Annotated in this window: 14 protein-coding genes; 8 read left to right on the top strand and 6 right to left on the bottom strand. The window is 37.3% G+C overall.

Translation table 11 applies throughout. The annotated features are described in order from the left end of the window. Nucleotides 1-68: 68 nt before the first annotated feature. The 4 genes from BS34_RS0106015 to BS34_RS0106000 form a co-directional block, all read right to left on the bottom strand. On the bottom strand, nucleotides 69-548 hold the full coding sequence (locus BS34_RS0106015; RefSeq protein ID WP_029407632.1) for a Crp/Fnr family transcriptional regulator: 480 nt from the start codon (nucleotides 546-548) through the stop codon (nucleotides 69-71). Between the two features lie 416 nt (nucleotides 549-964). Further along, nucleotides 965-1,204: a hypothetical protein gene (locus tag BS34_RS0106010; RefSeq protein WP_029407631.1), complete on the bottom strand. Its 240-nt coding sequence runs from the start codon at nucleotides 1,202-1,204 to the stop codon at nucleotides 965-967. Nucleotides 1,205-1,271: 67 nt separating this feature from the next. Next, a complete protein-coding gene (dapE, locus tag BS34_RS0106005; protein WP_029407630.1) occupies nucleotides 1,272-2,402 on the bottom strand; it encodes a succinyl-diaminopimelate desuccinylase in 1,131 nt (376 codons plus the stop codon). Nucleotides 2,403-2,504: 102 nt separating this feature from the next. Continuing rightward, nucleotides 2,505-2,846 carry a Spx/MgsR family RNA polymerase-binding regulatory protein gene (locus BS34_RS0106000; protein WP_029407629.1) on the bottom strand — a complete coding sequence of 114 codons (342 nt, stop codon included), beginning with the start codon at nucleotides 2,844-2,846 and terminating at the stop codon, nucleotides 2,505-2,507. Nucleotides 2,847-3,035: 189 nt separating this feature from the next. On the opposite strand from BS34_RS0106000, the gene BS34_RS0105995 reads away from it, so the two are divergent. Then, a complete protein-coding gene (locus BS34_RS0105995) occupies nucleotides 3,036-3,935 on the top strand; it encodes a DapH/DapD/GlmU-related protein (protein ID WP_029407628.1) in 900 nt (299 codons plus the stop codon). Nucleotides 3,936-4,573: 638 nt separating this feature from the next. Further along, nucleotides 4,574-4,954, top strand: coding sequence for a VOC family protein (locus BS34_RS0105990; RefSeq protein ID WP_029407627.1), 381 nt, complete (start codon nucleotides 4,574-4,576; stop codon nucleotides 4,952-4,954). Nucleotides 4,955-5,060: 106 nt separating this feature from the next. Here BS34_RS0105990 and glnD read toward each other — a convergent pair whose 3' ends face one another. Further along, a complete protein-coding gene (glnD, locus tag BS34_RS0105985) occupies nucleotides 5,061-7,700 on the bottom strand; it encodes a [protein-PII] uridylyltransferase (protein ID WP_029407626.1) in 2,640 nt (879 codons plus the stop codon). A gap of 65 nt (nucleotides 7,701-7,765) precedes the next feature. Further along, nucleotides 7,766-8,548 (bottom strand): type I methionyl aminopeptidase, encoded by a 783-nt coding sequence (gene map, locus BS34_RS0105980; protein ID WP_029407625.1) that lies wholly within the window; start codon nucleotides 8,546-8,548, stop codon nucleotides 7,766-7,768. A 238-nt stretch (nucleotides 8,549-8,786) separates the two neighbouring features. Here map and rpsB point away from each other — a divergent pair, with 238 nt between their 5' ends. From rpsB to BS34_RS0105950, 6 genes are all read left to right on the top strand, one after another. After that, on the top strand, nucleotides 8,787-9,527 hold the full coding sequence (gene rpsB, locus BS34_RS0105975; RefSeq protein WP_029407624.1) for a 30S ribosomal protein S2: 741 nt from the start codon (nucleotides 8,787-8,789) through the stop codon (nucleotides 9,525-9,527). A 99-nt stretch (nucleotides 9,528-9,626) separates the two neighbouring features. After that, nucleotides 9,627-10,511, top strand: a complete 885-nt coding sequence (gene tsf, locus BS34_RS0105970; protein WP_029407623.1) for a translation elongation factor Ts — start codon at nucleotides 9,627-9,629, stop codon at nucleotides 10,509-10,511. A gap of 175 nt (nucleotides 10,512-10,686) precedes the next feature. After that, on the top strand, nucleotides 10,687-11,406 hold the full coding sequence (pyrH, locus tag BS34_RS0105965) for a UMP kinase (RefSeq protein ID WP_029407622.1): 720 nt from the start codon (nucleotides 10,687-10,689) through the stop codon (nucleotides 11,404-11,406). Between the two features lies 1 nt (nucleotide 11,407). Continuing rightward, nucleotides 11,408-11,965 carry a ribosome recycling factor gene (gene frr / locus BS34_RS0105960; RefSeq protein WP_029407621.1) on the top strand — a complete coding sequence of 186 codons (558 nt, stop codon included), beginning with the start codon at nucleotides 11,408-11,410 and terminating at the stop codon, nucleotides 11,963-11,965. A 197-nt stretch (nucleotides 11,966-12,162) separates the two neighbouring features. Then, nucleotides 12,163-12,843, top strand: a complete 681-nt coding sequence (gene uppS / locus BS34_RS0105955) for a polyprenyl diphosphate synthase (RefSeq protein ID WP_233993198.1) — start codon at nucleotides 12,163-12,165, stop codon at nucleotides 12,841-12,843. Next, nucleotides 12,843-13,670 carry a phosphatidate cytidylyltransferase gene (locus BS34_RS0105950; protein ID WP_029407619.1) on the top strand — a complete coding sequence of 276 codons (828 nt, stop codon included), beginning with the start codon at nucleotides 12,843-12,845 and terminating at the stop codon, nucleotides 13,668-13,670. Before uppS ends, BS34_RS0105950 begins: the two co-directional genes overlap by 1 nt. The last annotated feature ends 5 nt before the right edge of the window (nucleotides 13,671-13,675 follow it).

Below are 13,675 nucleotides of genomic sequence, written 5' to 3'. Positions count from 1 at the left end.
AAAAAAGGAGGCGCTAAGCCTCCTTTTTTGTATTCATACAATGCTAACTAATGCTAACTAATGGGGGATTAGTATTCTGCAGTATATTGGTTTTGTACCATGCGGTGCATTTCTAGGTATTTAGCATTGATTTTACGTTGCATGACGTGTGAATAACGTAAGATTGAACGCATAACGTGATAAGTTAACATCGGTTCTTTTTCAACCAATTCTTCAAAAGCATCTTTGTGAAGCATTAAAACTTTAGAGTCTTTTTTAGCGGATAAGCGCATAGTATGTGTATTGCCATCAATAAAGCTTAATTCCCCGGTCATAGAGCCTGGTTTAAGGGTGTCGATATGAATGGTGTTGTTATTACCAAGTACTTTAATAATGTCTAATTTTCCGCTTACTAATAAATATAAAGTTTCGTCTTTAGTGCCAGCTTCAAATAATGTTTCACCAGCAGAAAGAGAGCGTTTAGTTACGGCTGTTGATAATTTTTCGCACTCTTCGAAGGTAACGTCTTGTCCTAAAATAGTTTCAGAAATGAGTTGTGCAATGTTCATTTTTATTAAGTCCTTAGTGAAAGCTTTGTATGTGATGGGTACTAGAAAAAACTCTCAAATGGTGAAAAGTTTTTATTGAGACCTTTGAACGAGATAGGTGCGAAAGAAAAATTAGGCGTGAGTACCCCTTGAGGGTAAAAAATTTGCCTGATTCTCGACTTACCCCTTCGGGCGTCGAGTTCTTCGTTTGCGGCGGAAAACGCAGGGAATAGCTAGCTATTCGCAAGTTGCCGCCCAACGGAAGTGCCCTTGGGGTACAACAAAAATCGGGAAAATTTTTACCCTCAAGGGGCACCTAGAACCATTTTTACTCGCGCATACTCTCGTGCAAAGGTCTCTTACTATTTAATTTTAAACCATCGTATGGTAATTAGTTGGGTAAATTTTGTTTTCATTTACCAGGCCTGGTTGTTTTATTATCTCAATACTTCAACAGGAAAAAAGGTATCAAAAAATGCACCTATTCCCCAAACAAACGTCATGATAAGAATAAACACAATCAGTATGGAGCGTGCGGTTTTATTATCAATAAACTTGGCTTTCCAGTCCTCTTTTTTAACAAGAGGCCACACAAAGTATAGAAATACGGCTAAAGCAACAAGCTGTAGGGCGATAAGTAAATATTGAACGGATAATGGGAGTTCAGTTTCAGTCATAAGGTTCTCTTTGTGAACTAAACCTGTCAAAAAGACAGGTTTTAAGTGACTCGTTTAAAATAGGTTTTTATGCCAAAAGATTAACCAAAGTGCGGTAATACAGTTCAGTTAATTGATTTAAATCACTGACACTCACTTGTTCATCTATTTTATGTATAGTGGCATTTAACGGACCAAGTTCAATAACTTGCGCTCCTGTTGGTGCAATAAAGCGTCCGTCAGAAGTTCCTCCGCCGGTTGACAGTTTTGGCTCGTAGCCTAATTGCTCTTTTGAGGCTTTAGTAATTGCCTGAATCATTTCACCTTCTGCAGGTGTTATGAAAGGTAGCCCTGATAATGTCCAGTTTAGTGTGTAGTTAAGGTTGTGATGATCTAATATTGCATGCACACTTTCTTGTAACGATTCTGGTGAATGTTCGGTAGAAAAACGAAAATTAAACTGAATGCTCACTTCACCAGGAATAATATTGGTTGCACCGGTTCCCCCGTTTATATTGGATATTTGAAATGAGGTTGGTGGGAAATATTCATTGCCGTGATCCCATTGAACTTGTACAAGCTGCTCTAAAGCCGGTGCAACATTGTGAATAGGATTATCTGCTAATTCAGGGTAGGCGATGTGTCCTTGAATTCCTTTAATGGTTAAATGGCCACTTAAAGAACCACGACGACCATTTTTGATTGAGTCACATAGTTTATTAGAGCTTGAAGGTTCTCCGACTAAACAATAATCAATTTTTTCATTTCGAGCTTCTAAGGTTTCAATCACTTTTACGGTTCCATTAACGGCGGGTCCTTCTTCGTCGCTCGTGATTAGATAAGCAATTGAACCTTTGTGATTAGGGTAGTCGTTGACAAAACGTTTACTCGCCGCCATAAAGCAAGCGATAGAGCTTTTCATATCAGCCGTGCCACGTCCAAACATCATGTCACCGTCTATATGTGCTGAAAAAGGCGGATGAGTCCAGGCATCTTCAGGCCCAGTTGGTACAACATCAGTATGGCCTGCAAAAGCAAAACAAGGAGATTCGGTTCCTCTGCGAGCCCAAAGATTGTCCACCTCTCCAAATTTTAAGTTCTCAACTTTAAAGTCAAGCGGACTAAGGTAGTCAGCAATAATTTGTTGGCAACCTTTATCATTTGGAGTAACAGAGTCTATTTGAATAAGTTGTTGAGCTAAGTGAATGGTTTCAGTCATGTTTACTTCTTTTTTATTGTTTTGCTTAATGAGTCATTAACGTAATGAAAATTATAAGCAATGAAAAAGGTTGCTATTTAAAAGTTCTTTGAGCTTTGTTTTTTAAACCGTTAAATTTTGATATTCTTCAGCTTTAAAGCCAACCAGTAAGGCGGTACCCGTTTCTAAAACAGGGCGTTTAATTAAAGTTGGCATCTCGGTTAAAGGCATTAAGTCTTTTTTAGACATTAAATCTTCTTTTTGCTTTTCAGTTAATTGTTTCCAACTTGTACTACGTTTGTTTACCAGTACTTCGATAGGCTGAGATTCTAACCATTTTAAAATGGTCGTTAAGTCTAAGCCTTGCTTTTTAAAGTCGTTAAACTCAAAAGCAATGTTATTGGCTTGTAAAAACTTTTGTGCTTTACGAACCGTATCGCAGTTGGGAATACCGTACATTTTCATTGATTTTATCTCTTAGTTTTTCTTATCAAATTATTATAAAGATAAAGTGTTATCTATGTGCTTACAAATGCGAATGATTTGATAAAAAAATCACTTTTTTTATGATTTGAGGTGTATTTATGTCTCAGTAAATCTAAAGAGCGGGTATACTTCACGGTTTATTTATTTTTATTAAAAGAGAGTAGCATTATGACAATCAAGCGAATTGGACACCGTTATAGCGATACTAAAACCGGCGTAACTTTAGATGTGTGGTTTCCTCGTTCTAACAAAGAAATTGCCCGTAACTGTTTAGCGTTAAAAGCAGGTTTAATTAAAAGTGATTTTGTAACGGTAGAGATTGCTTCTGTTGATGATGCTCCTAAATCTGCTGAAGACGCTTATTTGCGTTTACACCTGTTATCAGAGTGTGAAGTTAAGCCAAACGAAATTAATTTAGACGGTGTTTTTGGTCTACTTAATAATGTTGCTTGGACTTCTGCAGGCCCTGTTTTACCATCTGAAGTTGAAAATCTTCGTGAAGCGATTGAGGGTGAAGTGCATCAGTTTAATGTTACTTGTGTCGATAAGTTCCCTCGTATGACAGATTACGTAATTCCTGAAGGGGTTCGTATAGGAAATGCTGATCGTATTAGACTAGGTGCACACTTAGCTGCGGGTACAACAGTTATGCATGAAGGGTTTGTAAACTTTAATGCAGGTACTTTGGGTAACTCAATGGTAGAAGGGCGAATTAGTGCGAGTGTTGTTGTGGGTGAAAACACAGACATTGGTGGTGGTGCTTCTATTATGGGTACGCTTTCTGGTGGAGGTAAGCAGGTTATCTCTATGGGTAAAAGAAACTTATTGGGTGCAAATGCTGGTTTAGGGATTTCTTTAGGTGATGATTGTATTGTTGAGTCTGGTTTGTACATTACAGCGGGCACTAAAGTAAAAATGCCTGATGGTTCGATTGTTTCGGCTCGTGATTTATCAGGTGAGTCTAAATTACTGTTTAGACGACATAGCCAAACTGGTGCGGTTGAAGCGATTGTAACGGATGGTTCTTTGTGGGGTGGTTTAAACACGGCTTTACATAGTAACGATTAATTAAAACTCTTATTGGTTTTATAAAGAGTTTTATAACTAGCTTTTCATTTTGTTCTTAAATAAAGGCTGGGGCTTGTAGGATTTGTATATAAGTTTATCTTTAAAAGTTTAGATTTAATCACGCAGTACAGCGGTTGAGAAGCCTTTTTAAAAATTAGCCTTTGCCTTAAATATTGTCACTCAGGCTTCCCGTTACTTTTTGCAATTTGGCAAAAAGTAACCAAAAAACAAACCCCACTCCATAAATGGGCAAGTTCTAAGCTTGTGAACTGAAAACGCTGAACTCGCTGCGCTCAAACAGCAGCGTTTTTTTACCGTTCACTACACTAAGAACTTTGCACCATTTATTACAAGGGGAGTTAAGGCGTTTGCCAAAGCTTCAATATTAAGCATCACAAAAGTGGAAAATAACTCAAATCTGATAATGAATTTTTTTCAAGTTAGGTTAGTAATTAACTGCTGTCTTGTCAGATTAAGTTGAATCTTTTTCAACTTATCTACAAGCCAAAATCTCCATTCTTCTTATCTGTTCAATATTCAATTTATAGTCAATTTATATTCAATGAATTTGGCCTTTGTGTCTTTTGTTATAATTTTGATTAATATGTTCGTTTCTTTTTAGTCTAAAGAGGTTTTTTGTGGCAAAAGTGGTTGGTTTTGATCATGTTAGTATTATTGTAAAAGATGCTGAGGCTTCTCTTGCTTTTTACCAGTCTTTATTAGATGTTGATGTTTTGCAACGTCCTAATTTAGGGTTTCCTGGTTATTGGGTTGATTTATATGCTGGGCAGAGTTTGCACATTATGCAATTAGATAACCCAAATCAATCTACTATTAGACCTGAACACGGCGGTAGAGATTATCATTTTGCATTGAGAGTCGATTCAATTGATGAGTTTGTTGTTAAATTAACAGAAATAGGGCACCCATTTACGCTGAGTCGTTCTGGTCGAAAAGCCTTATTTTCTAAAGACTTAGATAACAACGCTTTTGAGCTATTCGAATATTCTGTAAACTAGGTTTTTTTAAAAGCTACCAGGCCAGGTAGCTTTTGTTTTGCATTTATAAAGCTTTCATGTGGAGTTTATTTTTAAGTTGACTAGCAGTTAACTAATAGTTAATGAGTTAATTCTCAATCATATCAAGCAAAGCTTTTGATAAGTTATCTTTTCTTTCTTTGCTTACAATGGCTTGGTTAGCGGTGTCGCTAATTAAGAATACATCCTCTGCCTTTTCACCTACCGTATGTATTTTGGCATCATGTAAACGAATGTTTTCAGATTTAAGCGCACAACTAATTCTAGCTATAAGCCCTGGTGCGTCTTTCGTGTTAATGCTTAACTCGGTTAAAGATTCATCAATTTTTTCAAATAAAATTTCTGTAGGCGTATCAAAGTGTTTTACTCTTCGGTTTGTAAGTAAACTTCCTTCATCAAGAGGCTCGATGTCATCTAAGTTAAGTTGGAATTTGATTTTATCAATGACTTCATTGTGTCTTTCTTTAGCTAAATAGTCATGAGTATCGGTATTTAAGAAGTACATCATTACTAACGTCATCTTATCGCTACTGCTAAATATTCTCGCTTCTACCACATCGGTACCTAATAAATCTAAAGAGTTAGCGATGTTTGCAAACAAATAATCTCTATCAGGCATATAAATGATTAATTCAGAGGCTCCACGTTGAGATTGTTCTTCCAAGAAAACATGGTTGTCAGTTTGATTGCATTGATAAAGTAATTTAGTAATACGTGCTACTTCATTAGGGGATTGTTTACTGAAAAAATCACTTTTGGACAAGCATTTCCATAAATTATTAAATTCAGCGGATGGGATGCCACGTTTAGAGAGAAGCTCTCTGGCTTTCTCTTGAGTTTGAAGCGCTTTTTTCTGTTTATTTTTAGGTGAATTTATATTTAACGCCAACACATTTGAGGTTTCGTTATAAAGTTCTAAAAACAGAGAGTTTTTCCAATCGTTCCATACTTCTTGAGAGGTTGAACAAACATCGGCTACGGTTAGTAGGTAAAGGTAATCAAGATGTTCTTGATCTTTTACGATTTTGGCAAAATTTTGAATGACTTCAGGGTCACTTAAATCTTTCTTTTGAGCGACGCTAGAAAAGTCGAGATGATATCGCACCAGCCAACTTATCATATTGCCGTCTTTCTTGGATAAGTTGTGAGTGTTGGAAAATTCAATAGCATCTTCAGCTCCCAGTATTTCATGAGCGCCATTTCGACCTTTGGCAATATCATGAAATAATCCGGCTAAAAAGAGAACTTCAGGTTTGCAGAGGTTTTTTGCAATTTGGTGAGCCGTTGGAAATTCATAGGTAAACTTATCTACAAAAAAGCGTCTTAGATTACGAATAACTAAAATGGTATGGTCATCTACCGTATAGGCATGAAAAATATTAAATTGCATTAAGCCTGTAATTTTTTTAAATACGGGTAGGTATTCTCCTAACACTCCGTATTTATGCATACGTTTAACGGCAGCATTAACCCCTTTAGGCTGTCTGAATATTTCCATAAACAGGGCTTTGTTAATCGGGTCATTTCGGAAGTTATCATCGATTAAATAGAGGTGGTCACGTATTGATCGAATTGCATTAGAACGTAAACCTTCAACGTCTGGAAGTGTTTCTAAAATGATAAACGACTCAAGTAGAGCGGTAGGATTTTTTAAAAACACTTTAGGATGGGTAATATCTAGGTAATTGTTAATCGTTTTAAAGTGGTTGTTGATGCTTTTTACTTCACTGTTTTCGTCATCAAAAAGTATTTCTCTAAAGTGTTGTAGCAAAATTTCGTTAAGTTTTACGACGTTATGCACATTTCGATAGTAACCACTCATAAACTGCTCAACAGCCATTTTATGTTCGTTATCAGTGAATCCAAAGCTTTCAGCTATAGCTTGCTGTAAATCAAATTGTAAGCGGTCTTCGCGACGTTTCTTTTGGTGCTGTAAAGCAAACCGAATGCGGTTTAGGTATTTATAGGCAGCTTCAATTTCTAAAAACTCTTCCGTGGACAGAAAGTTTCTTTGCACAAGCTCATTTATGGAATTGGCATTGAGGTGGCGCTTAGCTACCCAATAAATAGTTTGAATGTCACGTAAACCACCTGGACTCTCTTTAATGTTGGGCTCTAATTGATAAATAGTGTCATTAAAGCGTTCGTGACGTTTTTCCTGTTCTTCGACTTTAGCCCTGAAAAAAGCTTTACGATTCCAAAAATCTGTCGTTTCATTCCAAATTTGTTGCAGCTGTTCAAATCGTTCATAGTCACCTGTTAACCAGCGGGCTTCAAGTAGATTTGTTGCTGTAGAAACATCTTCTAAACCAGCTGTTTTACAGTCTTTAACAGTACGTATCGCATGACCAACATCAAAGCCAAGATCCCATAAAAAGGTAATAAACTGGCAAAGTTCTTCTTGACTGTTATTTAGGTCGTCACACAGTATAAGAATGTCAATGTCTGAATAGGGGTGAAGTTCTCCACGACCATAACCACCTACAGCAATGAGCGTTCCGGTGTTTTCAGGTATGAATTTTTGCCAGATTTTTTTTAGAAATTGGTCAATAAATGTTGCACGTTCTTTTATTAACTCGGCAACGGCAGAACCGTTTTCAAATTCTTCAAATTGATAAGAGTTAAAGCGAGACAAAACCTCTCGACCCAGTTTTATTTTTTCAAATAAGGGTATTTCTTCATCAGCCAGTGATTTGAAAAAATTGGGAGTGCTTGTGTTATCCGTCATGCTTTTGGCTCATTGTTGAGTTGTAAAAGGGGGTTAAATATTTTATCGACTCATGTAAAAGTCTCTTAGGGTAATACCGGCTTTTCATTGGTTCTTAGGGTGAATATTTCATATCCCGTCTCAGTCACAGTTAGAGTGTGTTCCCATTGTGCGGAGAGTTTTCTGTCTTTTGTTACCACAGTCCAATTATCACCTAATACTTTGACGGGCGCTTTTCCTTGGTTAATCATGGGTTCAATGGTGAAGACCATGCCTGGTTTTAATACGATGTCTTTGAGTTCTGGTGCGGCGTAATGTAATACCTGTGGGTCTTCGTGGAACTCAGAGCCAATACCGTGACCACAATATTCACGTACTACAGAATAGTTGTTTTTTTCTGCGTGCTGCTGAATAGCATAAGCAACATCATATAGTGTTGCGTTAGGTTTAACTTGTTCAATACCTAGCCATAAACATTCATGAGCAACTTTAGATAAACGACTTGCAAAAGGCTTGACTTCGCCCACTTCAAACATTCGGCTAGTGTCACCATGATAACCCTCTTTGATAACGGTAACATCGATATTAACAATGTCTCCTTTTTTTAAGGTTTTTTTATCATCAGGTATACCGTGACAAACCACTTGGTTTATTGATATGCAGCTAGATGCTGGAAAACCATGGTAGTTTAAGGTGGCCGGAATTGTACCTTGTTCTTCGGTCATATATTTATGCATAATAGCGTTCAATTCACCTGTTGAAGCGCCAGGAATAACGTAAGGGGCAATCATTTCTAGAACGTCAGCAGCGAGTTTTCCAGCGACGCGCAGTTTTTCAATTTCTTCAGGGGTTTTGATTTTAATAGTCATGAATAAGGTTTCTTTTGTTTTGGTTAAAATAAGGCGAATTTAATCAATTTAAATTGTTAATTTGGCTTGAATATGTTATAAATGCCGCGCCTTTCGAATGAGAGGAATTTTAACAGAAAATCCGCACGTTTACCGACACATAAAACGGGGTGCTGAATATCATTAATTAAATATAGATATTTTAGTTCGTTTTATGGGGTGAACGGAGGCTTAACCCAAAACTATTGGAGATAAAATCATGGCAAAAGTAACCATGCGTCAAATGTTAGAAGCTGGTGTTCATTTCGGTCACCAGACTCGTTATTGGAACCCTAAGATGGCTGAGTACATCTTTGGAGCACGTAACAATATTCATATTGTTAACTTAGAAAAAACTCTACCTATGTTTAACGACGCGTTAAACATGATGGGCGGAATCGCAGCTAACAAAGGTAAAGTGCTTTTTGTTGGTACTAAAAAAGCAGCACGTGAGTTGGTTTCTCAAGAAGCTCAACGTTGTGGTATGCCTTATGTTGATTACCGTTGGTTAGGTGGTATGTTAACTAACTTCAAAACTATCAAGCAGTCTATTAAGCGTCTAAAAGAATTAGAAGCGATGGAAAAAGACGGTACTTTTGAAAAGATCACTAAAAAAGAAGCGTTAATGATGACTCGTCAAAAGACTAAGTTAGAGCTTTCTTTAGGTGGTATTAAAGACATGCGTGCAATGCCAGATGCTATTTTTATTATCGATACTGGTAATGAAAAAATTGCTATCCAAGAAGCACAAAACCTAGGTATTCCAGTTATCGGTGTAGTAGATACTAACAATGACCCACGTGGTGTTGATTATGTTATCCCTGGTAATGATGATGCAATCCGTGCAATCTCTTTATACTTATCTGCTGCTGCAGATGCAATCAATGAAGGTAAAGCTACCATCACGACTGCAGTTGAAGGAGATGATTTTGTAGAAGCTGAAGAAAAAGCAGCTAAATAAAATACATTAGTAACTAACCAGGCCTGGTTAAATAAAACGTTATATTTTATTTAATTGGGTCAAATTGAATTAAATTTTCTTTAAGTAAGGATTTAAAAAATGGCTATTACAGCAGCAATGGTTAAAGAACTACGTCAAACAACTGGCGCAGGTATGATGGATTGTAAAAAAGCGTTATCTGAAACAGATGGCGATATGGATGCAGCAATTGAATTTCTTCGTAAGAAGGGTATGGCTGGTGCAGATAAGAAGGCAGGTCGTGTAGCCGCTGAAGGTGTTATTGCGATTGCCGTTTCTGATGATAAAAAATCAGGTATTATTGCAGAAGTAAACTGTGAAACAGATTTTGTTGCCAAAGGTGATGAATTTAAAGGTTTCGCAAATGAAATTGCAGCGATTGCCTTAGCAAACAATACAACTGATATTGAAGCAGTAATGAACGCTGAAATGGCTAATGGTAAAACAGTAGATCAGACTCGTCGTGAAATGATTGCTAAGATTGGTGAGAACATGGAAGTTCGTCGTCTTGAGCTTATCGAAACAACGGGTCAAATTGGTCAGTATCAGCACGGTGAAAAAATTGGTGTTGTTGTTTCTCTAGAAGGTGGTGATGACGCTCTTGCACGTGATGTTGCTATGCATGTTGCGGCAGCTAAACCTTCTGCGGTTTCTTCTGATGATTTAGATTCTGCGGTTGTTGAGAAGGAACGTGCGTTCCAAATCGAACAGGCAAAATCTTCTGGTAAGCCAATGGAAATCATTGAAAAGATGATTGAAGGACGTATGCGTAAGTTTGTTGGTGAAATTACGCTACTAGGTCAGTCTTTTGTTAAAGACCCTGATCAAACTGTAGAAAAGCTATTAAAATCTAATGGCGCTTCTGTTGATACGTTCATTCGTCTAGAAGTAGGTGAAGGAATTGTAATTGAAGAAACTAACTTTGCAGATGAAGTTGCTCTAGCAGCTAAGGCTGTAACTGGTTAATTCAGTTTGAATCATGAAGCCATAGTAAGCTCTTACTGTAAAGTAAGGCTGCTATGGCTTTTTTGTATGTAATTATTTTGAAGGAATGGAAATAAAGTTTTTTATAAGTTTTTGAATTTAAATTGGTTTTTAAACACTTATAAAACGCTTTGAATTAACTTTTTGGGGATTGGGCATGGCACTTAAGTATAAACGTATATTATTGAAATTTAGCGGTGAAGCTTTGATGGGTGATGGTGATTTTGGCCTAGATGCAACTACTTTAAAAAGTGTTGTATCTCAAGTTAAGTCATTACGCGATTTAGGTGTAGAAGTGGGTATTGTTGTAGGTGGTGGTAATATCTTCCGCGGTGCTCAAATTCAAGGTTCAGGTATTCAACGCACAACGGGCGACCATATGGGGATGATGGCTACGGTCATTAACGCTTTGGCATTAAGAGATGTTATTGAAAGTATGGGAATGAAATCTCAAGTGCTTTCTGCAATGAGTATTGAGGGAGTCTCTTCTGGTTTTAATGCTAATACGGTTAAGAAGCAGTTAGCTAATGGTGAGGTTTTAGTGTTTGCTGCAGGTACTGGAAGCCCATTTTTTACAACCGATACTGCTGCCGCATTACGCGGAATTGAAATTGATGCCGATATTGTTCTAAAAGCGACAAAGGTTGATGGTATTTATACGGCAGATCCAGTAAAAGACCCTAAAGCCACCCGTTATCAAGCTTTAAGTTATGATGATGTAATTCAAAAAAATTTACAGGTTATGGATATGACAGCATTTGTTTTATGCCGTGACCATAAGATGCCTATCCGTGTATTTGATATGTTTAAGGATGGTGCAGTAATTAGAATTGTTCAAGGTGAAGATGAAGGCACCTTGGTAAGCGCAGGAGAATAAAATGTTAAATGAAATTCAAAACGATGCTAAGTCAAGAATGCAAAAGTCTATCGAAAACTTAGAAGGGAATTTTGCAAAAATCCGCACTGGTCGAGCTCATCCAAGCATTCTTGATGTGGTAACCGTTGATTATTATGGTTCTGAAGTGCCGATTAGTCAGGTGGCTAATATTAACGTTGAAGATGCTCGAACATTAACCGTTCAACCATGGGAACAGCCAATGGTCGCTGTGGTTGAAAAAGCGATTATGATGTCTGACTTGGGTGTAAACCCTGTGACTAATGGAAATATGATGCGCATTCCAATGCCGCCTTTAACTGAAGAGCGTCGTCGTGATTTAACTAAAGTGGCACGTCAAGAAGCTGAGAATGCTCGTGTTGCCGTTCGTAATGTTAGACGTGATGCAAATAGTGATGTTAAAGATTTGTTAAAAGATAAAGAAGTGACTGAGGATGAAGCTCGTCGTTCTGAAGATCAAATTCAAAAGCTAACGGATGAAGCGGTTAAAAAAGTCGATGCATTATTAGCAGAAAAAGAAGCGGCATTAATGGAAGTCTAAGACAAAATTAAGTCGATATTTATGCACATTTACGGCATAATTGACGAGTTTTATTACTACTGCTAATTTTTGATTGCGTAGATAGAACGGCCTTAGAGTAAATAAAGACTCTAAGGCCGTTTTTTTATTTTTTTGTTGGAGCTGTTTTGTCAGAAAATATTAAGAATCCAAACTTGCCTAAGCATATTGCCATTATTATGGATGGTAATGGACGTTGGGCAAAAAAACGTTTATTACCACGTTTTATCGGACATCAAAAAGGCTTGAATGCGGTCAAAAGAATCGTTTCTTATAGCTCAGAAATTGGGATTGAAGCTTTAACGTTATTTGCTTTTAGTACTGAAAACTGGAAGCGTCCAAAAGATGAAGTTAATAAGTTAATGGGGTTGTTTTTAAAAGCGTTGCAGAAAGAGGTTAGTAAGCTTTCTGAAAACAATGTGCAGTTACGCATTATTGGAGACCGTGGCGCTTTTAGTGAAGAAATTCAAAAACATATTGCCATGGCTGAAGAATTGACTAAAAACAACACCGGTTTAGTATTAACCATAGCAGCGAATTACGGTGGTCGTGCAGATATTGTTGCGGCAGTTAAGCAGTGGCAATTAGATAATCCAACCAAAAGTACTTCTCAACTAGATGAGGAATCCCTTTCTAGCTTTGTTGCGCTATCTGATTTGCCTGACCCAGATTTATTGATTCGTACCGGCGGTGAGCAACGCATTAGTAATTTTTTAATTTGGCAAATGGCCTACGCCGAGTTGTATTTTACAGATGCCTTATGGCCAGACTTTGATGAAAAAGAGTTAGATGCGGCAACAAAATCTTTTTCAAATAGAGAAAGAAGATTTGGTAAAACGAGTGAACAGGTAAAAAAATAATGTTAAAGCAAAGAATTATCACCGCTATTGTTCTTGTTGTGTTGTCTATTTGGGCGCTTTTTTATTCAACGCCAGATGTATGGAAAGGGTGTTTATTGCTTGTAGGCTTTATTGCGGCATGGGAATGGAGTGGGTTTGCGGATATTAAAACGCCTTCTTTGCGTTTAACTTATGCATTAGGGGTAACGGTAGCGGCAAATTATGCAGTGGATACCTTTACTATGCAAAATATTGCTATGTTAACCATGGTTGAAACACTTGCGTTGGTTTCTGTCGTTTCGCGCTATCAGATGGCTAAGGGGGAATCTAAAGGTTCCTCAATGAGTTTTACCTTACTAACGGGTGTATTAGCGATTATATTGTTTGTAGTGGCTATGGTTAAATTTAGAGTTGACTTTGGTCCTATAATTGTTTTGATAAGTATGTTGTTAATTTGGGCAATCGATACGGGTGCTTATTTTAGTGGAAGACGCTTTGGTAAAACCAAACTTGCGGTACATGTCAGCCCTGGAAAAACTTGGGAAGGGGTCCTTGGTGGTGGCATTCTGGCGTTTGTTATTTCGCTTATCGTTTTAAATATTGTAAATGTAGAATTAAAATATTCTATGATTTTAATGTCGGTTGTACTTACCCTGATTGCGTTGTTTTCAGTGTTTGGTGATCTTTTTGAAAGTGTCATGAAGCGCCAAGTTGGTTTAAAAGATAGTGGTAAAATTCTACCCGGACACGGTGGTGTTTTAGATCGTATTGATAGCTTGTTAATCGCTGTCCCCATGCTTTATTTAGCTTGGTATTATAGTGTCGTGCTTTATGACTTTAGAGCCTAAATGGA

Origin of the sequence: Thiomicrorhabdus sp. Milos-T2 (assembly GCF_000702325.1) — a bacterium.
Taxonomy (GTDB): Bacteria; Pseudomonadota; Gammaproteobacteria; order Thiomicrospirales; family Thiomicrospiraceae; genus Thiomicrorhabdus.
This window is presented reverse-complemented; position numbering and strand designations above follow the sequence as displayed.

Excerpts from the sequence above, each read along its gene's own strand:
- BS34_RS0106015 (WP_029407632.1), bottom strand. The coding sequence starts at position 548 with ATGAACATTGCACAACTCATTTCTGAAACTATTTTAGGACAAGACGTT.
- BS34_RS0106010 (WP_029407631.1), bottom strand. The coding sequence starts at position 1,204 with ATGACTGAAACTGAACTCCCATTATCCGTTCAATATTTACTTATCGCC.
- dapE (WP_029407630.1), bottom strand. The coding sequence starts at position 2,402 with ATGACTGAAACCATTCACTTAGCTCAACAACTTATTCAAATAGACTCT.
- BS34_RS0106000 (WP_029407629.1), bottom strand. The coding sequence starts at position 2,846 with ATGAAAATGTACGGTATTCCCAACTGCGATACGGTTCGTAAAGCACAA.
- BS34_RS0105995 (WP_029407628.1), top strand. The coding sequence starts at position 3,036 with ATGACAATCAAGCGAATTGGACACCGTTATAGCGATACTAAAACCGGC.
- glnD (WP_029407626.1), bottom strand. The coding sequence starts at position 7,700 with ATGACGGATAACACAAGCACTCCCAATTTTTTCAAATCACTGGCTGAT.
- map (WP_029407625.1), bottom strand. The coding sequence starts at position 8,548 with ATGACTATTAAAATCAAAACCCCTGAAGAAATTGAAAAACTGCGCGTC.
- rpsB (WP_029407624.1), top strand. The coding sequence starts at position 8,787 with ATGGCAAAAGTAACCATGCGTCAAATGTTAGAAGCTGGTGTTCATTTC.
- tsf (WP_029407623.1), top strand. The coding sequence starts at position 9,627 with ATGGCTATTACAGCAGCAATGGTTAAAGAACTACGTCAAACAACTGGC.
- pyrH (WP_029407622.1), top strand. The coding sequence starts at position 10,687 with ATGGCACTTAAGTATAAACGTATATTATTGAAATTTAGCGGTGAAGCT.
- frr (WP_029407621.1), top strand. The coding sequence starts at position 11,408 with ATGTTAAATGAAATTCAAAACGATGCTAAGTCAAGAATGCAAAAGTCT.
- uppS (WP_233993198.1), top strand. The coding sequence starts at position 12,163 with ATGGATGGTAATGGACGTTGGGCAAAAAAACGTTTATTACCACGTTTT.
- BS34_RS0105950 (WP_029407619.1), top strand. The coding sequence starts at position 12,843 with ATGTTAAAGCAAAGAATTATCACCGCTATTGTTCTTGTTGTGTTGTCT.